Consider the following 17,287-nt stretch of genomic DNA (forward strand, 5'->3'; position numbering starts at 1 on the left):
ATCCCGCCCGTAACCCACATCACACCGTTGATCACACGCCATCTGCGACTATGGGCAGGTGAACGACGCCATCAGACAGGACACTCCCCGCCGGCCCGGGGCCGAATCGTTCGTCGACCTGCTCCGGATCGAGGAGCTGGACAAGAACGTGTTCCGTGGCAGCTGCCACGCCGGGGCACCAATGCGCACCTTCGGCGGCCAGGTCGCCGCCCAGGCCCTCACCGCCGCCGGACGGACCATGACACCCGGGCGGCTGGTGCACTCGCTGCACAGCTACTTCCTGCGCCCCGGCGACCCGAGCCGGCCGATCACCTACCAGGTGGACCCGGTCCGCGACGGGTTCTCGTACGCCACCCGGCGGGTGACGGCGGTTCAGCGGGACGAGGTGATCTTCACGCTCTCGGCCTCCTTCAAGGTGCCCGAGAAGTCGCCGCAGCGGCAGCGCGACATGCCGCCGGTGCCCGGGCCCGAGGAGTTGCCGGACCCGTTCCTGGCCTGGCAGCGGGCCAACCCGGCGGACTACGAGCGGGCCATCGCCTTCCGCACCCTGGACATGCGCTTCATCCCCGCCGACGCGCCCGGCATACCGGCCGAACTCCCGGGCGTACCACAGCAGTTCGTCTGGCTGCGGACGAGCACCCCGCTGCCGCAGGACGACCCGCTGCTGCAGGTCTGCGCGCTGACCTACCTCTCCGACCTGACGCTCGCCTCGACCACCGCACTCCACCTCCAGCCGAACCGGGTGCAGCGGACCCTCCCGCCCCAGGTCCAACTGGCCTCGCTGGACCACGCGATGTGGTTCCACCGTCCCTTCCGCGCGGACGACTGGCTGCTGTTCGCCCAGCGCAGCCCGTCCGCCGGGGACGGACGCGGCCTGGCACTCGGCGAGTTCTACAACCGGGACGGCGAACTGGTCGCCTCCGCCGTCCAGGAGGCGCTGCTCCGCGAGAAGCCGTAGGCGATCCCCGGGGGATACCGCTCGGTGCGCCCGGCCGGGCGGCACCGGCGGCCGCGCCTCCCCCGTCCGAGTGAATCGCGGCCGCCCCCACCGGCTCCCGCGAGCACGGCGGACCCCGTACCCGGCTTGGCCGAGCACCCCCGGCACACCCCCTCCCAACCTTGTCACCCAACGCAACCCAGCATTACAGACAGTCAGATCAGTGGCATGCTGGCAGGCGCACCACTCGCCTGACCAGCGCCGCCGCCCTGGCCGGGCCCACATCCCCGACCCGTCGAGAAAGCCCGCGCCGATGTCCGTACGAGCGTCCTGCCTCCCGCGCTCGGCGCGGCACGCGGCGCCCCACCCCGCCGGGTACGCGGCCCTCACCACCGACCGGACGGTCCGTTCCCACCTCGCTCTCGCCACCCTGGTGGCCTGCGCGTTCGGCTGCGCGGTCCCGGGAGCCGCCGCCGTGGTCCGGCACTGCCACCCCGCACCCGGGGTGACTCCGCCGATGCTGATGCTGCTCACCGCGATGTTCGTCGGCGGGTTCGAGGTCCGTGCGGCGGAGGTCGCCAGGGTGCTGCTCCGGCCGGGGCTGCTGCTCACCGGGCTAGGCGTGGCGCTGCTGCTGCGGATGGTGATGCTGCTCGGCGCCGAACGGGCGGCCGGCTGCTGGCCGGACCAGCGGGAGGCGCTCTGGCTGGTGGTCGGGCTCTCGGTGACCGCGACCATGCCGGTGGCCGGCGCCGCGCAGACCTGGGGCGCCAAGGCCCACGCCGACGCGCCGCTCGCCCTCGGACTGGTGCTCGCCACCACGCTGGCCAGCCCGCTGACCGTGCCGCTCGGGCTGGTACTGGCGGAGGAGCCGGAGAGCGCCGGTCCGCGCCGGGTGCTCGACGGCCTGGCGCGGGCCGACAGCACCTTCGGCTTCATGGCCCTCTGGGTCGCCCTGCCCTGCCTGGCCGGGCTCGCCGCCCGCCGGTTCACCCGGGGGATCGCGGGCGGGCGGGCCCGGGCCACCGCGCTGCCCTGGCTGCGGCTGCTCGGGCTGGTGAACGCCCTCGGGCTGACATACCTGAACGCCGCCGGGGTCTTCGGCGAGATCGCGCAGCACCCCGACCCGAGACTGGTCGGGCTCGCCCTCGTCGCGGGCGCGGCGGTCTGCGCACTGCCGTTCCTGGCGGGCTGGCTGACCGCCCGCCGGGCGCACAGCGGGCGCGGCGAGACCGCCACCCTCACGCTCGCCACCGGGATGAACAACACCAGTGCGGCGGCCGCACTCGCGGGCAGTCAGTTCAGCGCCCACCCCGCCGTGCTGCTGCCGATCTTCTTCTACGGGATGGCGCAGCAGCTGCTGGCCGCCTGCGTCCCCCCGCTGCTGCTCCCCCGGACGGTCCGGACCGCCCAACGCGCGCGGACGGCCCGGCGGGCGCGGACCGGCCGGACGGCCGCGACGACCTGCGGCGATGTCCCGATGCCCAGCCCCCGCCCAGACTTCACCCACGCGTAGTCATCGTTTAACGACACCCTGGAAAGCTCTCTGCCATGAACGCCCTACCCAGCACGGGCCCGCAGGCCCCGCAGCCGGAGCGCTTCCCGCTCCCCCAACGGCACCGCCGCTTCCTCGCCTGCGCCGCCGTCGCCGCCTCGGTCGCCCTCGGCAGCCTCGGGGTCGCCGCCACCGTCGAGACCGTCGGTCAGAGCAACACCGTCGGTCAGAACAACACCGTCGCGGTGGGCGCCGCCGCCCGGTAACCGGTCGTCGGCCGGGAGTGCCGCCCCGAGCCGGGGGCGGGGTGCAGCTCGGCCTCCGGGGCGTACCGCGCGGCCGGTGCCCGGAGCACCCAGGCCCGGCCGGCCGGGGCGATCAGCTGCATCCGGTGGAGCAGGTCGAGCGCGTCGCGGCGGAAGGCCGTCAGGTCGGCCAGGTAGTCCCGGCTCCAACCGGCCTTGAGGCCGTACTCGTCGGTGATGTCACCGAGCGCGCCGTCTATCAGCGCGTCCGAGATCAGCACTGCCGGCGGTACGGCAGGGGGAGCCGCCGCCTCGGGCAGCGGGCGCAGCTCCTCCACCAGCCGTTCGACCAGTAGCAGCGCCGCCTGGGCCAGCGTCCCGGAGCCGGGCAGGGCCAGGTCGGTGAGTTCGTCGGCCGGGTCCAGCAGGGCCATCCCCTCGGCCCTGATCTCCGCCTCCAGGCCCAGGAAGTCGGCGAACAGCTCCGCCTCCGCCTGCTGGTGGTCGAGCAGCCAGCGGCGCTCGGGGGCGGTGAGCTCGTCCAGCAGCACCACCGGCGTCTCGGCGAGGCGCCGCCGTACGGCCAGCTCCGGCGTGGTGGCGGGCGGCGCGGCGAGCGGGCCCAGCGCCCGGGCCAGCTCCCGGTCCACTTCCCGCTCCACTTCCCGCTCCACCGACGGCGCGCCGTGCCCACCGGGCGTCAGCACCTGCCAGTCCACCAGCAGCTGACGGACCCCGGGCTCATCGAGCTCCGCCTCCCGCCCGTCCGCGAGCGCGGGCAGCGCGCGCACCAGACAGGCGTACGCGGCGGGGGTGAAGCCCGCCAGCCCCCGGGCCGGGAGCCCGGCCTTGTGCAGGCGGGCGTACGAGTGGCCGATGGTGAGCGGGTAGCCGAGCAGGGTCAGGAACCGCTCGGCGAGCCAGTCGGCGTGCCGCCTGATCAGCGGGAACCCGGCGCCGTGCGGCCCGGCGGCGGTGACCAGCGGATGGGCCGCCAGCAGCCGGGCGGCGGTGCGGCGTTCGACCGCGATCTCGTGCGGGGTGCTGCCGGGCGAGCGCTCGGGCTTGCGGTGCCGCCCCCGGGGTGCGCCGCCCACCGGCGGCCCCGGCTCCACCCGGGGAGCCCGGCGCAGCCCCCGGACCGGTCGGCACTCCCGCAGCCGCAGCGCCGCCGACAGGTGCACCGTCGGCCCGTGCCACCAGCTCGTCCCGGCCGGGACGGCGTGCTCCGGGCTCAGCGCGCCACCGAAGTGCCGGGCGCCGTACAGGCCGAAGGCGGCGGTGAAGAGGTCATGGGCCGCCGCCGGATCGGCCTCCGCGAGCCGCTGCGCCAGGCCCGGCTGCGCGGGCGGGACCTCGGCGGCCGGCTCGGCGCGGACGGCGGTACGCGGCCCGGTGGGTGGCTCGGTGCTCGGACCGGTACACGCCTCGGTTCGCGGACCGGCATGCGGCTCGATGCTCGGACCGGTGCGTGGCTCCGCTCGCGGACCGGTACGCGGCTCCGGCGTTCGGCCGGACGGCAGTTCGGGGTGCACGTCGGCACACGCGTAGGCGGTGAGCTGCCCTGCTCCCACCCCGCGCCCGCCTGCCGCGCCACCGGGACCCTCCCCGGGGCCGGTCGCGTACTCGTGCTGCTCCATGTCGTCCACCAGACTAGACGGTGGGCGCACCGGTCGTGGCACCGTCCGGCAGCGGGCCGCGCGAACCGTCATGAGAAATGACCTACGCATGACCTACGCGCGAGTAACAACCCCTTCCGCACCCCGCCTGCTGTCGCCTATCGTCACGGTCATGCCGAACCTGCCCAACGTCGTCCTCTGGTCGATACCCGCCTTTGTGCTGCTCACCGTCCTGGAGATCGTCTCCTACCGCTTCCACCCGGACGACGACGAGCAGGGGTACTCCGGCAAGGACACCGCGACCAGCCTCTCCATGGGCATCGGCAGCCTGCTCTTCGACGCCGGCTGGAAGATCCCGATCCTCGCGATCTACTCCGCGCTGTACGAGCTGACGCCGCTGCGCATACCCGTCCTGTGGTGGACGGTGCCGCTGATGCTGCTGGCGCAGGACTTCTGCTACTACTGGTCGCACCGGGGCCACCACGTGATCCGCGTCCTCTGGGCCTGCCACGTGGTGCACCACTCCAGCAAGAACTACAACCTCTCCACCGCCCTGCGCCAGCCCTGGACGAGCGCCACCACCTGGGTGTTCTACGTACCGATGATCCTGGCGGGCGTCCACCCGGCCGCGCTGGCGTTCTGCTCCTCGGCCAACCTGGTGTACCAGTTCTGGATCCACACCGAGCGGATCGACCGGCTGCCCCGCCCGCTCGAGTACGTCTTCAACACCCCGTCCCACCATCGGGTCCACCACGCCTCGCAGGGCGGTTACCTGGACCGCAACTTCGGTGGCATCCTGATCGTCTTCGACCGGATGTTCGGCTCGTTCACCCCCGAGACCACCAAGCCGGTGTACGGGCTGACGAAGAATCTGGACACCTTCAACCCCCTGAAGGTCGCCACCCACGAGTACGCCTCGATCGCCCGGGACATCGCCAGGGCCACCACCTGGCGGGACCGCCTGCACCACCTCACCAAGGGCCCGGGCTGGCAGCCGGGCACCACCGACCGCCCGGAGGGCACCCCCGCATGACCATCACCCGACGCCTGCGCGCCGCCCGCGGCCTGCTCTCCACCTACGCCGCGACCTCGGCCGCCCATCTCGGGGCGATCGTCACCGGTACCACCGCACTCCAGCACGTCACCAAGCCCGCGCTGATGCCGCTGCTGGCCGCGCACACCCTCGCGACCGCCGAGAAGGGCCCCAAGCTGCTCACTCCCGCGCTGCTGCTCAGCGCCGGTGGCGACGTCCTGCTGCAGGTCGGCGGCGAGGCCGCCTTCCTGGCCGGCATGGGCTCCTTCGCGGCGGCGCACGTCTGCTACGTGACGATGTTCGTCAAGCGCGGCGCCCTCGACGACCGGCGGCGCACCGCCGTGGTCGCGGCGGCGTACGCGGCGGCCTGGGCGGCGATGATCAGCCAGCTCTGGCCGGGGCTGGGCGAGCTGAAGATCCCGGTGGCCGTCTACAGCCTGCTGCTCGCCTCGACCGCTGTCACCTCGGCCCGGCTCGGCTGGCGGACGGGCCTGGGCGGAGCGCTGTTCCTGCTCTCGGACACCCTGATCGCCACTCAGCTGGCCGACTGGCGCGAGCTGCCCGGCCACGAGTTCTGGATCATGGCGACCTACGTCGTGGCCCAGTACCTGCTGGCCAGCGGCACGGTGAAGGCCCACCAGGACGTGGCCCGGACCCCGTCGACACGGCTCAGCGCCCCGGCGGCCTCCACGGGGCGCTGAGAACCTCCGGACAGCGCCTCAGAGCGCCAGGTCGACCACGACCGGCGCGTGGTCCGAGGTGCCCTTGCCCTTGCGCGCCTCACGGTCCACGTAACTGTCGGTGACGGCGTCCGCGAACGGCTTGTTCCCGTACGTCAGGTCGATCCGCATGCCCCGGTTCTTGGGGAAGGCCAGCTGCCGGTAGTCCCAGTAGGTGTAGGGGTGGTCGTACTTCAGCGGGCGCGGGACGACGTCCTGCAGGCCGGCCTCCCGCAGGCCCGCGAGCGCGGCCCGCTCGACCGGGGTCACGTGCGTCAGGCCCGCGAAGGCGGCCGGGTCGAAGACGTCGTCGTCGGTGGGGGCGATGTTGAAGTCGCCGAGCACGGCGAACGGGCGGTCACCGGCCGCGTCCGCCAGGACGTCCGTACGCAGCGCCTCCAGCCACTCCAGCTTGTAGCGGTAGTGCGCGTGGTCGACCTCGCGCCCGTTGGGCACGTACACCGACCAGACCCGGACGGGCCCGCAGGTCGCGGCGATGGCGCGGGGCTCGACCTCGGGCAGCAGCGCGTCGTCGGCGAGGAAGCCGGGCTGGTTGGGGAGTCCGCGCACGACCTCGTCCAGACCGATCCGGGAGACGATGGCGACACCGTTCCACCGGCCGGTACCGTGCGCGGCGGTCTCGTAGCCGAGCGCGCGGACCTCCTCGTACGGGAAGGCGTCCGTGGCGCACTTGAGCTCCTGGAGGCAGAGCACGTCGGGCTTGGCGCTCTCCAGCCACTCCAGGAGTTTGGGCAGCCGAGCGGTGACGGAGTTGATGTTCCAGGTGGCGATGCGGACTGTCACGGCTGGCGGCCTTCCCGGGTGGTACGGACGAGGGGTGGAAGCCCCGAAAGGCTTCCACCCCGAACATACCGCCCGGCACTGACAGGTTCGGGCAACCCCAGGGGCGCGGGGAACTGCGCGAAACCGGAAGACACCGACCTGCAGCCTCCCGCTCCCCGCAGTCCCGCGCGGGACTCAGCGCCGCGTACGGACCACCGCCGCCGAACCGCCGCCGCGCCGGACGGGCTCGGCCGCCGCGATCCAGCGGCCGTCCGGCAGTCGCTCGACGCCGGTGGCGGCCCCGATCTCGCCGCCGTTCACGAAGGACTGGCCGAGCGCCTCCAGTCCGGACAGCTCGGGCAGCGCGAGGAAGGCCGGCTCGGCGGCCGTGGTGGTGGCGTTGCGCTGGCTGGCGCGCGGGGCGGCGATGGCCTGTTCCAGCGTCAGGCCCCGGTCGATCCGGCCGAGCAGCACCTGGAGGACGGTGGTGATGATGGTCGCGCCGCCGGGCGAGCCCGTCGCGAAGAACGGCTTGCCGTCACGCAGCACCATGGTCGGCGAGATCGACGAACGCGGACGCTTGCCCGGCCCCGGCAGGTTCGGGTCCGGCACGCCGGGCGTGTTGGGGACGAAGGAGAAGTCCGTCAGCTCGTTGTTGAGCAGGAAGCCCCGCCCGGGGACGGTGATGCCGCTGCCGCCGGTCTGCTCGATCGTCAGGGTGTAGACGACCACGTTGCCCCAGCGGTCGGCCACGGTGAGGTTGGTGGTGCTGGGGCCCTCGTACGTCTCGGTGACGGCCGGCCCGGTCGTCCCGCAGGCCGTGGGGTGGTACGGGTCGCCGGGGGCGAGCGGGCTGGTCAGGGCGTGGTCCGGGTTGAGCAGGCAGGCCCGGGCGGCGGTGAAGGCCGGCGAGAGCAGCTGCCTGGTCGGGACGTCCACCGCACTCGGGTCGCCCACCCAGCGGTTGCGGTCGGCGAACGCGAGCCGGCTCGCCTCCAGGAAGTGCTGGTAGTACTGCGTGCTGCTCAACCCGCTCAGGTCGCTGTGGTTCAGGATGCCCAGCGCCTCGCCGACGGTAGTCCCGCCGGAGGAGGAGGGGGCAACCCCGTAGACGTCGTAGCCCCGGTAGTCCACCTTGGTGGGCTGCTGCTGACGGACCTGGTAGGCCGCCAGGTCCGTGGTGTCCACCTTGCCGGGCCGGGCGTTCCAGCCGGAGGCGGGATCGACGGGCGGGTTCTGGAGGGTACGGACGATGTCAGCGCCCAGATCGCCCTGATAGAGCGCGCGGATGCCGTCACGGCCCAGCTCGCGGTACGTCTTCGCGAGGTCGGGATTGCGGAACGTACTGCCGACCACCGGCAGCTGACCACCCGGCAGGAAGAGCGCCCGGGTGGCCGGGAAATCCTGGAAACGGGCCTGGTTGAGCGCCGTCTGATCCTGGAAGGTCTGGTCGACGGTGAATCCCCGGTCGGCGATCCGCTCGGCCGGCCCGAGCGCCTGCCCCAGAGAAGTGGTACCCCAGAGCTTCAGCGCCTTGTCCCAGGTGGCGGCAGTGCCGGGCACCCCGACCGAGAGCCCGCTGGTGACGGCATCGGCGAAGGCCAGCGGCTTGCCGTTCTCCAGGAACAGCGACTGATCGGCGGTATGGGAGGCGGTCTCCCGACCGTCCAGGGTGGAGACCTTGCCGGTCCGGGCGTTGTAGTAGACGAGGTACCCACCCCCGCCGATCCCGGCCGAATACGGCTCAGTCACCCCCAACGCCGCCGCCGTGGCAACCGCCGCATCCACCGCATTCCCGCCCTTACGCAACACCTCGATCCCAGCAGCAGTCGCCTCAGCACTGACGCTGGCAACCGCCCCGCCGTACCCGACCGCCTCGGGCACCTTGGACGGCGGGGACGACGCACCTTCCGCCTGCGCGGGCGCAACAGCGGCACAGACACAGACCAGCGCGGTGGCCAACACGAGCGACGGGGTGAGACGAGTCAGCGGTCGCATCATTCTCCTCCTGCAGTGGCGTCAACTCCCTTTTCTTTCACAGCTCTTCGCACGCCACAACCGCTTCCCCAGTCAGCTTTGCGCCACTACTCGCGGGTAGGTTCGCTCGAGTTGTTCAGGGAGTCCAGCTGCAGCTGACCCCGCTCGAGCGGGGCGGAAGCGTTCACCACCGCCCGGGCCGCCGGGTCGTACGGCTGACCCCCGCTCGCGTGGGGCAGACGCGAAGTCGTCACGGGAGTGGCTGTGGGTGACCGGCTGACCCCCGCTCGCGCGGGGCGGACTAGGCGGCGCCGTGGGCCTGCTCCTCGTCCCACGGCTGACCCCCACTCGCGCGGGGCGGACGCAGCGGATACGGCCGGTGCGCTGCCACTCGGCGGCTGACCCCCGCTCGCGCGGGGCGGACCCTGGGACGGTCCACGGCGATGGTGCGGCGGCCGGCTGACCCCCGCTCGCGCGGGGCGGACGCAGCGGATACGGCCGGTGCGCTGCCACTCGGCGGCTGACCCCCGCTCGCGCGGGGCGGACAGGTATGCGGCGGCGATGCTCCGGCAGTCGGTCGGCTGACCCCCGCTCGCGCGGGGCGGACCTGACACGTCCCGCCAGGTATGCCGGTGGGATCGGCTGACCCCCGCTCGCGCGGGGCGGACGGGAGTTGGGCGTTGCCCTTGGTGGCGCCGCCCGGCTGACCCCCGCTCGCGCGGGGCGGACACATGGGCGACTCGATCCTCTACCAGCGGGTCCGGCTGACCCCCGCTCGCGCGGGGCGGACTCTCCTACTGAGGCGGGAGCGCCATGACCAACCGGCTGACCCCCGCTCGCGCGGGGCGGACGGGACGAGGACGGCCAGCTCAACCACATCCGGCTGGCTGACCCCCGCTCGCGCGGGGCGGACAGCATCACCACCAGCAGCGCGACGCGGGTCTCCGGCTGACCCCCGCTCGCGCGGGGCGGACGCCCCGCTGCGTTTCAGCATCTCCCGGTCGACCGGCTGACCCCCGCTCGCGCGGGGCGGACCGAATCCCACATGGTCAGGCCCTCCGGTTGTACGGCTGACCCCCGCTCGCGCGGGGCGGACTTGATCACGACCAGGAAGGGGATGTTCCTCGGCGGCTGACCCCCGCTCGCGCGGGGCGGACACCACCGCCCCCACCGAGACGACCGCCGACCGCGGCTGACCCCCGCTCGCGCGGGGCGGACCCTACACCTTTTCCAGGGGGACGAAGGGTGATCGGCTGACCCCCGCTCGCGCGGGGCGGACGCTGCGCCCGCGGGCGATCCGGGGACGGATCGCGGCTGACCCCCGCTCGCGCGGGGCGGACAGGTCGATGCGCGGCAGCATCACCTCGGTGGTCGGCTGACCCCCGCTCGCGCGGGGCGGACACAGCGGCAGTCCCCGAGGCCGAGCGCTGCACCGGCTGACCCCCGCTCGCGCGGGGCGGACCCTGCGGCCGGTGGCTGCGGGCTGCTGCTGGGCGGCTGACCCCCGCTCGCGCGGGGCGGACGCCAAGCGCGTCGGCGACGACCTGCCGTTCCTCGGCTGACCCCCGCTCGCGCGGGGCGGACTCCTTCTGGATCTGCGCCGCGAGCTCGCCCCACGGCTGACCCCCGCTCGCGCGGGGCGGACGCCCTGCGGGGCCTGGACACCGGGCACTGCCACGGCTGACCCCCGCTCGCGCGGGGCGGACCTCGGCACCGGTGGGCAGGACCACTTTGGTCGTGGCTGACCCCCGCTCGCGCGGGGCGGACGTCTGCTGGCTGACGCCGTAGTCCTCGGCCAGCGGCTGACCCCCGCTCGCGCGGGGCGGACAGAGGGGGGCTCAGGCCGCGTGCGGGGTGGTTCGGCTGACCCCCGCTCGCGCGGGGCGGACCGGCTGGGGATGTGCGCCTGCCGCACCTGCGACGGCTGACCCCCGCTCGCGCGGGGCGGACACCTTGTAGACACCGCGCTCCCGCTCCCGGTACGGCTGACCCCCGCTCGCGCGGGGCGGACACTTCCTGACCTGCGACGCAGCTACGGGTTTGCTGTTTCTTTAACCTCATTCACGTTGGCTTTTCCGAACGCCAGCAGCGTCAGACCGTCGAAGTCCACCGGGCGGCGGCGTTGTTCGCCGGCTGTTCGGAGCTCGAAGCCCTGCTCGTTGGCGGCCGGGTAGACCAGGACGGCTACGCCGTCTCCCGCGCATCCACTGGCGGCGGACCAGAGTTCGTCCCGGACCTTGGCCGAGACCGTTCCGACGTAGAGGTGGGGTGTGACCTCGAGAAGCCAGCGGGTGAGTGCGCCGCGCAGGTGGTCGGGGACGGCGGTGACGGAGAGCGCGATCATCGAGGCCATGACTGCCTCCGTTGGCCGAAGCCGCCGATCGTGGTCATGGCGTCTCCGTGGCAGCGTAGTTGACACCGCCGGGGATGATGCCGGACACGGGGTCCCACAGGTCGACCAGCTGTTCGTCCAGGTCGGGGGCGGCAATGTCCGCTTCGGGGGCGAGGAGGCGTTGGATGTCGGTGACGATGCGGGGCAGGAGCTGGAAGAGGCGCAGCCCGTCGCGGAAGCTCCGGCGGGCGTCTTGCTCGGGGTTTGGTGAGTTGTGGAGGGAGAAGGCGAGCGGAATGGTGAGTTTCGCCTTGTAGAGGTCCGCGATGTCGTAGACGAAGGCTTGCTGGTTTCCGCTGTGGACGAACCCGAGAGCGGGTGAGCAGCCCAGGGCGACGACGGCCGCGTGGACGATGCCGTACAGGCATGTGTTGGCGGACGAGAGTGCGAGGTTGACGGGGTCCTGGGTGTCCCAGGAGGACGGGTCGTAGGCGCGGCGGAATCGGCCGATGCGGTGTTGCTGGGCCAGGAGGCGGTAGTGGGCTTTGACTCGTTGGCCCTCCATTCCACGGAGTTGGGCGAGTGTTGTGCCGGGTGGCACGACTCCGGCACCGAATCGCTGTTCGTACATGGCGGTGGCAATGGCGAGGCGTTGGTGGTCGTCGGCCCAGGCGCGGGCCTGGCGTTCCAGCCAGTTGGTGCTGAGGGAGTCGGGGACGGCGCTGGCGTAGCAGCGCACGCCGCCTGAGCCTGTGATGACAACGGTGGTGCCGTGGCGGGCGAGCGTGGCGAGGGCCCGGGCGGTGATGGAGGTACCTGGGCCGAGCAGGATGCAGCTGAGGGCGGCGGTCGGTAGGTAGAGCGTTTCGGTGCCGTGCTGAGGGCTGTTGACTTCCGCGCAGACACCGGTGTCGTCCTGGACGATGCGGACGATGTCCAAGTAGAGGAAGGACAGGGAGTCGGCGACGCGCGGCAGCATCGCCACCGTCGGGGCGGCCAGCTTTCGGCGGGCCGCCGAGCTGTTCGTGGGGCGGGCGTTGTTCATGGGCGCTACCGGACCGGTGCGAGGCTTAGGAGGCCACAGCCGTAGGCCTTGCCCTTGCCGATGCCGGCGGTCACGCAGGCGCGCAGGTGGTCGGGTTCGGTGATGAGGGCGGTGCCTTCGAACTGGGTACGGGCGTGTTTGATGGTGCGTTGGTCTTGGCGGCGGGTGCCTCGGGCCGCGTCGAGGGGAGTGGAATGGACGGTGATGACCTTGAGCCCAGCTGACTCTGCTTGGCGGGTCCACCAGTCTTCGGCGGCTTGGCCGTTGAGGGGAATGACAGAGCTGAGGTTGTAGAGCTCGCGGGTGGTGCGGCCGGGTTTGCGGATGGCATTAGCCGCGATTCGGTAACGGACCGTCAGGTCGGGGCGCAGGGCGTCCAGCAGCGGGGTGAGTGGCTTGGACTGGGCGGTTCCGTATCCGGCGGGGAGGCGGGTGGTATCGGGTTGCTGTGCGCTCTGGAGTAGGACGTGGGTGCCGGTGGGGCCGTCCTCGATGCGGAAGAGGACGCCGAGGTGGCTGCGTGCCTGGTCGCCGAGGTGGTCGGGGAAGAGGGCCATGAGGCGGTGGTGCATGTCGACTGCGCCGGTGAGGTCTCTGCGGGCTTCGCGGCTTCTCGGGTCGGGCTGGATTCGGGTGAGCCACAGGGTCATGCGTGGCCCCTTTCGGGGAGGCGGGTGTGCTGGTCGAGGTAGGTGCCGAGGGCGGTGAGGTAGGCGATGCCAAGGCCGGCGCACTGGGTGGTTGGCAGGGTGAGGGTGCGTTGGTAGCGGGCTCGGGCCCGGTAGGCGCGCTTGCGGGGGTGGAAGTTCAGCGGGTCGTCGTTGACCTGTCCTGCGGGGATGGCGCCTTCGCCGGTTCCCGGGTCGGCGGTGAGGAGCCGGTCCAGTGGCCGGTCGCCGTGGAAGACGATGCGGACCGAGCCGTTGTCACTGCTGCGTGCCCGGGCGGCGAGCGGCAGGTGGACCAGGTGGTGCAGGGGTTGGTCGACGAGGCCGAGCAGCAGCGGTCCTTCTGGTGGGCAGGAGCGGCGGCCGAGATAGGGCGGCCACTTCGGTGCCCGCAGGGCATCCGCGCATTGCGCCAGTAGTGCCGGGTCGCCGGTTACGACTGCGGTGAACGCCGCGTCGGCGAGGTAGTAGCGGTGCGAGAGGAGGGTGGCGGTCGCGCCGCTGCGTTTCTTGCCGTCGGCGGTGGTGACGGTGTCACGGCCGCGCAGGCCGCCGCCGACGGTGTGCAGATCGCGCAGGAGTACGCCCGGGCGGTCGGTGCGGACGGTGAGGGAGAGGGTGGCGAGGTCGCCGATCGGCTGGTCGCGGGTTCGGCCGAGGGCGGAGGCGAGGAGGCCGGTGATGCCCGAGCGGGTGGGGAAGCGGGCGGTGTCCCGTTCGTTGAACTGGCTGTGCTCGCCCCAGGATTGGAGCGGGCCGGCCAGGTGCAGCAGGAGTCCGGGCGTGGCCGGGTCGTCGGGGGTGCTCACGCGTGGACCTCGGCATCGGCCGGGCCGAGGGCGGCGGTAACGGCGAGGTCGATGAGTTCGGGGAAGGACTCGGTGCGGGTGCCGAGTCCGTTGAGGTCCTTGTCGTCCAGGCTGGCCCAGCCCGAGGCGAGGACGCCGCGCCGGCCGAGGAGCTTGTGCGCGGCGGTGGCGTACGCGTCGAGGGCCGCGCGGGACGGGCCCGCGTAGCCGCCGTCGTGGTGGGAGCGGACGGGCTTCTCGAACGCGGCGGCATAGGACAGCGGACGGTCCGAGCGGACGGACAGGTGGACGAGGTCGGGGATGGTGTGGGGGGCGGTGGCGGTCTTCTTCGCCTGCGGCAGCGAGAGGATGAATGCCTCGATGAACGCCTCGGTCAGCTCCTTCGCGGCCGGGCGGTCTCCGCCGAGGTTGGTCAGGAGGTCGGAGATGTCGACGGTGGCGTAGCGGTAGAACACTCCGGCACTGAACTCGGCGTGGCCCATGTGGGCGCTGCCGGTGGTGTCGCCCCAGGTGGAGGTGACGTCGTCGACGGCGGAGAAGTAGTCGAGTTCGACGTCGGTGCCATGGGTGGTGAGCGCGTGGGCGACCTGCACGGCGCCGTCCACACCCGCGTCGTCGACCTCGGCGAGCATCCGGCCGAACAGGTTGATGACACCGTTGCGGGAGCGCAGGATCGTGTCGATGCGGTCCTGCGGGAGGACGCTCTTGTCGGTGCTCTTCTTGATGTCCTTCGCGCCATCGAGCGCGGCGCGGAACTCCTCTGCCAGGTCGGCGAGTTCGGTGACGGCTGTACCGGGGACGTAGACCATGGCGTTGGTGAGGACCACGGGTTCGTTCTTGCCGATCTCGAACTTGATGCTGCTGCCGGCCGCCGCGTGCTGGCCGGCGCGCTGCGCGAGGCCGGTGGGCCACCCGCGCTCGTTCTCCAGCAGGTGCGCGACGCGTGCGCCGACTCGGCGGGTTCGCAGGGCGTGTTCGCCGATGCTGTGCTGGAAGTACTGGCGCACGGCGCGCTTCCAGGACTGGCTGCTGACCCGGGTACGGTCGGTGTCGCCGTACCGGACGGTCTTGACGGAGTTGTTGTCGTCGCGGTTCAGGTTGGCGAACGGCACGCTCTGGACGACGTGGATGTCGATGAACCGGGCGGAGGTGTAAGCGGCTGCGGATGTCACAAGTTGCTCTTTTCCTATGGCGGGGAAGGTCGTTGAAAGGCGGGGCGGAGGCTCAGTCGGTTGGGGCTGCGGGGTCGGCGCGGCGGGCCTGGTCGTACTCGGTCGTGCGACGGGCGCGGTAAAAGTCCTGTAGCCAGCGGCGCTTGATGCTGCCGGAGTGGCGGCGCCACCGGCTCAGGTCCACGAGGAGCTGCGCCCAGTCGACTTCCACGTTCTTGTCGCGCAACTGGCGGACGGAGCCCGGCAGGTGGCGGTGCAGGCCGTTGACGCTCTGGCGGGTCAGGAGGTTGAGCCGGGTCTCGGCGGAGCTCTCGCGGATCCCGGCCTCTGTTCCCTTCGCGACGCCTGTCGCGAATGCCGCACCCAGGCTGGTGCCGTAGGGGCGCTCCGGGGCCGGATTTCCGCTGTCCTGCTTGGTGCTGGCCGCGGCGTACTGGTCGCGGCGTTGAGCCGCGACGAGCGACGCGACGGTGTAGTACGCGCGTTGGGTGTCCAGATCGCGCAGGTGCTCGGCGGTCAGCCAGTTCGCCACGAACCTGTGCATGTACGGGACGTCGTCCAAGGACCTGCCAACGCCGCGCCTGAGGGCCGCACGTACACCTGGGTCGGCGTAGCACCGCTGGTCGATCCACCGGACGAAGGCCCTGGCGTGCCCGATCGGTGAGCCCGTCCGGTCGTCGGCGGGAGACTGGCTGCTGTCGGGCCGGGAAGCGGTTACGGTGTCGCTCACGTGTCCTCCGGGGTGGTGGCGCGGCGGGTGCCGCCGACCTTGGCGGGGGCTTTCGCCGGGCCCCCGTACAGTTCGGTGCGGGCCTGCGAGCAGGCTTTGGCACCGCGCAGGGTGCCGAGGGCTTTGGCGGTGACGTCGTCGTAGACCTGTTCGGCGAGTGCGCGGAAGGACGCGGCGGCCGTCGCGAAGTCGGTGTTCTCCAGGCGGTGCCAGAACTCCGCCTCCGCTGCGGGCCAGTAGCGTGCCGCCGCGTCGGCGGACCAGGTGCAGTCGCCGCTCTTCGGCGCGTCGGTGTAGACGGCCCAGGCCTTCTTGACGGCGCGGTCCAGTCGGGCTCCGTACGTCTCGCCGAGGATGCGCAACTTGCCGATCTCGCGGGCGATGCGGGGCTGGCGGTCCTCGGCGAGGCCGATGACGGGTGGAGTGGAGGCGTCGACGAACTGGGTGTCCTTGGCCTGCCCGTCCTGCTCGAAGCCGAGCGCGCGGACCCGCAGGTCTTCGGAGACCTGGTGTGCGGTGGAGAACACCTTCGGCCGTTGCGGTAGGGCTGTGCCGCTCGGTTTCTTCAGCAGCAGGGCATCCAGGTCGCGCCACAGTGCGCGGTGGGAGTCCGCCGGGCGCGGATAGGGGTTGCCCTCTTTGCTGGTCTGCCAGATCAGATAGGCGTCTCCCGCGCGGGAGTTCTTGTTCCGGTAGGCCCAGGTGATGAAGGCGTCGCGGACGTGCTCGCCGGTGGCGTCGGGGACGAGGAGCAGTGCGTGCTGGGAGCGGGCCGTCAGGTCGGAGCACATGCCGCCCAACGGGGGTGGCGCTTCGAGAGGGTCCGGCGGTTCGTCCCGTTCCCACGGACACAGGTCCTGCTTGGGACGGACGGTGCTGGCCGGCTCGGGAAGTCCCGCGAGCAGGGTTTCGAAGAGGGAGTCCCCTTCGGGGTGGTAGGAGAGCGTGCTGCGCAGCGGTCCGGCGAGGGCGTTGGCGGCCTTCGTGGTGCCGATGGTGCGGCTGGAGCAGCGCCCTGAGGGTCCGTAGTAGTGCCAGACCAGCAGGTGCAGGACGGCCTCGCGCGTGGTCGGCAGGTCGGGGTTGGGGTCGGAGACGTGGCGGAACCACGCGTGGTTGTTGCCGGAGGGGCGGGTGGTGACCAGCTTGTTGACCCCGGCGGTGTTCTGGGGGTCGCACTGGCGGGCGAGGCGCGGGTCCTGGAGGAAGGGGTGCTCGGGGTCGAAGAGGTCGAACCGACGGTGGTTGGCCTGGACGAAATCCTCGATCGTGCCGGTGTCCAACTGCCGTTGCTCGACGAGGTCGTAGCGACGCTCGGCCCAGTCACCGGGCCCCTGCTCGTCGAGCCCGGTGATGCGGGCGGTGATGGCGTACAGGATGCGGTAGAGGCCGGAGAGCGCAGGTGGCAGGGCGACGGCGATGTGGGTGATCTCGTGGCTGCGGAGCAGGAGTTCGCGCAGGCCGACCGCATCGGGCAGTGGCGCGTGGGCGTCGGCGTTCCAACGGACAGGAATCCAGGGTTCGTCGAACAGGTTGTAGCTGGGGGTACTGGGCGGCATCCTGCCTCCGGTCGAGGACTGGCGGGTTACGGCTGGGTAGGCTCTCGGGCGGGAGATCCTCGCACCCGAGCGGGGGTGGGCCCTATGGGGTTCAGAAAACCGCCCACGGCGGTCACTCCTCCCCGCGTGAGCGGGGGCCGGTGTCGTCCCGGCGAGGCATGCAC

Annotated in this window: 15 protein-coding genes and 1 CRISPR repeat array; of the genes, 5 read left to right on the forward strand and 10 right to left on the reverse strand. The window is 72.2% G+C overall.

Annotation, left to right across the window (positions count from 1 at the left end; all coding sequences use genetic code 11):
- The first annotated feature begins 58 nt into the window (after window positions 1–58).
- From P3T29_RS03960 to P3T29_RS03970, 3 genes are all read left to right on the forward strand, one after another.
- Entirely contained in the window at window positions 59–958 is a 900-nt protein-coding gene (locus P3T29_RS03960) for an acyl-CoA thioesterase II (protein ID WP_280714838.1), read from the forward strand.
- A 292-nt stretch (window positions 959–1,250) separates the two neighbouring features.
- Window positions 1,251–2,453 carry a hypothetical protein gene (locus tag P3T29_RS03965; RefSeq protein ID WP_280714839.1) on the forward strand — a complete coding sequence of 401 codons (1,203 nt, stop codon included), beginning with the start codon at window positions 1,251–1,253 and terminating at the stop codon, window positions 2,451–2,453.
- A 35-nt stretch (window positions 2,454–2,488) separates the two neighbouring features.
- Window positions 2,489–2,698 (forward strand): hypothetical protein, encoded by a 210-nt coding sequence (locus P3T29_RS03970; RefSeq protein ID WP_280714840.1) that lies wholly within the window; start codon window positions 2,489–2,491, stop codon window positions 2,696–2,698.
- Here the strand turns inward: P3T29_RS03970 and P3T29_RS03975 are convergent.
- Window positions 2,659–4,317, reverse strand: a complete 1,659-nt coding sequence (locus P3T29_RS03975) for a DUF2398 family protein (protein WP_280714841.1) — start codon at window positions 4,315–4,317, stop codon at window positions 2,659–2,661. The two genes, P3T29_RS03970 and P3T29_RS03975, sit on opposite strands and share 40 nt — an antisense overlap.
- Before the next feature lie 151 nt (window positions 4,318–4,468).
- Between P3T29_RS03975 and P3T29_RS03980 the strand changes: the two genes are divergently transcribed.
- The gene (locus tag P3T29_RS03980) at window positions 4,469–5,329 is read left to right on the forward strand and encodes a sterol desaturase family protein (RefSeq protein WP_280714842.1); all 861 of its coding nucleotides are present in this window, start codon (window positions 4,469–4,471) and stop codon (window positions 5,327–5,329) included.
- Entirely contained in the window at window positions 5,326–6,030 is a 705-nt protein-coding gene (locus tag P3T29_RS03985; protein WP_280714843.1) for a lysoplasmalogenase, read from the forward strand. The genes P3T29_RS03980 and P3T29_RS03985 overlap by 4 nt, the downstream gene beginning before the upstream one ends.
- Window positions 6,031–6,048: 18 nt before the next feature.
- Here the strand turns inward: P3T29_RS03985 and P3T29_RS03990 are convergent, their stop codons facing one another.
- The 9 genes from P3T29_RS03990 to casA form a co-directional block, all read right to left on the reverse strand.
- Window positions 6,049–6,852, reverse strand: coding sequence for an exodeoxyribonuclease III (locus P3T29_RS03990; protein WP_280714844.1), 804 nt, complete (start codon window positions 6,850–6,852; stop codon window positions 6,049–6,051).
- 174 nt (window positions 6,853–7,026) lie between these two features.
- Window positions 7,027–8,829, reverse strand: coding sequence for a gamma-glutamyltransferase (gene ggt / locus P3T29_RS03995; protein WP_280715082.1), 1,803 nt, complete (start codon window positions 8,827–8,829; stop codon window positions 7,027–7,029).
- A gap of 131 nt (window positions 8,830–8,960) precedes the next feature.
- Window positions 8,961–10,819: direct repeats of the CRISPR family, unit length 29 nt; unit sequence CGGCTGACCCCCGCTCGCGCGGGGCGGAC.
- A 21-nt stretch (window positions 10,820–10,840) separates the two neighbouring features.
- Complete coding sequence (gene cas2e / locus P3T29_RS04000) at window positions 10,841–11,161, reverse strand: type I-E CRISPR-associated endoribonuclease Cas2e (RefSeq protein ID WP_280714845.1); 321 nt, start codon at window positions 11,159–11,161, stop codon at window positions 10,841–10,843.
- A gap of 34 nt (window positions 11,162–11,195) precedes the next feature.
- On the reverse strand, window positions 11,196–12,119 hold the full coding sequence (gene cas1e / locus P3T29_RS04005; protein WP_348532792.1) for a type I-E CRISPR-associated endonuclease Cas1e: 924 nt from the start codon (window positions 12,117–12,119) through the stop codon (window positions 11,196–11,198).
- Window positions 12,120–12,190: 71 nt separating this feature from the next.
- Window positions 12,191–12,835 (reverse strand): type I-E CRISPR-associated protein Cas6/Cse3/CasE, encoded by a 645-nt coding sequence (gene cas6e, locus P3T29_RS04010; RefSeq protein ID WP_280714847.1) that lies wholly within the window; start codon window positions 12,833–12,835, stop codon window positions 12,191–12,193.
- Window positions 12,832–13,662, reverse strand: a complete 831-nt coding sequence (gene cas5e, locus P3T29_RS04015) for a type I-E CRISPR-associated protein Cas5/CasD (RefSeq protein ID WP_280714848.1) — start codon at window positions 13,660–13,662, stop codon at window positions 12,832–12,834. Before cas5e ends, cas6e begins: the two co-directional genes overlap by 4 nt.
- On the reverse strand, window positions 13,659–14,834 hold the full coding sequence (gene cas7e, locus P3T29_RS04020) for a type I-E CRISPR-associated protein Cas7/Cse4/CasC (RefSeq protein ID WP_280714849.1): 1,176 nt from the start codon (window positions 14,832–14,834) through the stop codon (window positions 13,659–13,661). Before cas7e ends, cas5e begins: the two co-directional genes overlap by 4 nt.
- A gap of 52 nt (window positions 14,835–14,886) precedes the next feature.
- Window positions 14,887–15,564: a type I-E CRISPR-associated protein Cse2/CasB gene (casB, locus tag P3T29_RS04025; protein ID WP_280714850.1), complete on the reverse strand. Its 678-nt coding sequence runs from the start codon at window positions 15,562–15,564 to the stop codon at window positions 14,887–14,889.
- Window positions 15,561–17,123: a type I-E CRISPR-associated protein Cse1/CasA gene (gene casA, locus P3T29_RS04030; RefSeq protein WP_280714851.1), complete on the reverse strand. Its 1,563-nt coding sequence runs from the start codon at window positions 17,121–17,123 to the stop codon at window positions 15,561–15,563. The genes casB and casA overlap by 4 nt, the downstream gene beginning before the upstream one ends.
- Window positions 17,124–17,287 lie beyond the last annotated feature (164 nt).

The organism is Kitasatospora sp. MAP5-34, from assembly GCF_029894335.1.
Lineage (GTDB): Bacteria > Actinomycetota > Actinomycetes > Streptomycetales > Streptomycetaceae > Kitasatospora.

Bases quoted from the DNA above. Each gene is read 5' to 3' on its own strand.
- cas1e (WP_348532792.1), bottom strand. From the start codon at position 12,119: ATGCTGCCGCGCGTCGCCGACTCCCTGTCCTTCCTCTACTTGGACATC.
- P3T29_RS03985 (WP_280714843.1), top strand. From the start codon at position 5,326: ATGACCATCACCCGACGCCTGCGCGCCGCCCGCGGCCTGCTCTCCACC.
- casA (WP_280714851.1), bottom strand. From the start codon at position 17,123: ATGCCGCCCAGTACCCCCAGCTACAACCTGTTCGACGAACCCTGGATT.
- P3T29_RS03970 (WP_280714840.1), top strand. From the start codon at position 2,489: ATGAACGCCCTACCCAGCACGGGCCCGCAGGCCCCGCAGCCGGAGCGC.
- ggt (WP_280715082.1), bottom strand. From the start codon at position 8,829: ATGCGACCGCTGACTCGTCTCACCCCGTCGCTCGTGTTGGCCACCGCG.
- P3T29_RS03965 (WP_280714839.1), top strand. From the start codon at position 1,251: ATGTCCGTACGAGCGTCCTGCCTCCCGCGCTCGGCGCGGCACGCGGCG.
- cas6e (WP_280714847.1), bottom strand. From the start codon at position 12,835: ATGACCCTGTGGCTCACCCGAATCCAGCCCGACCCGAGAAGCCGCGAA.
- P3T29_RS03980 (WP_280714842.1), top strand. From the start codon at position 4,469: ATGCCGAACCTGCCCAACGTCGTCCTCTGGTCGATACCCGCCTTTGTG.
- P3T29_RS03975 (WP_280714841.1), bottom strand. From the start codon at position 4,317: ATGGAGCAGCACGAGTACGCGACCGGCCCCGGGGAGGGTCCCGGTGGC.
- cas2e (WP_280714845.1), bottom strand. From the start codon at position 11,161: ATGGCCTCGATGATCGCGCTCTCCGTCACCGCCGTCCCCGACCACCTG.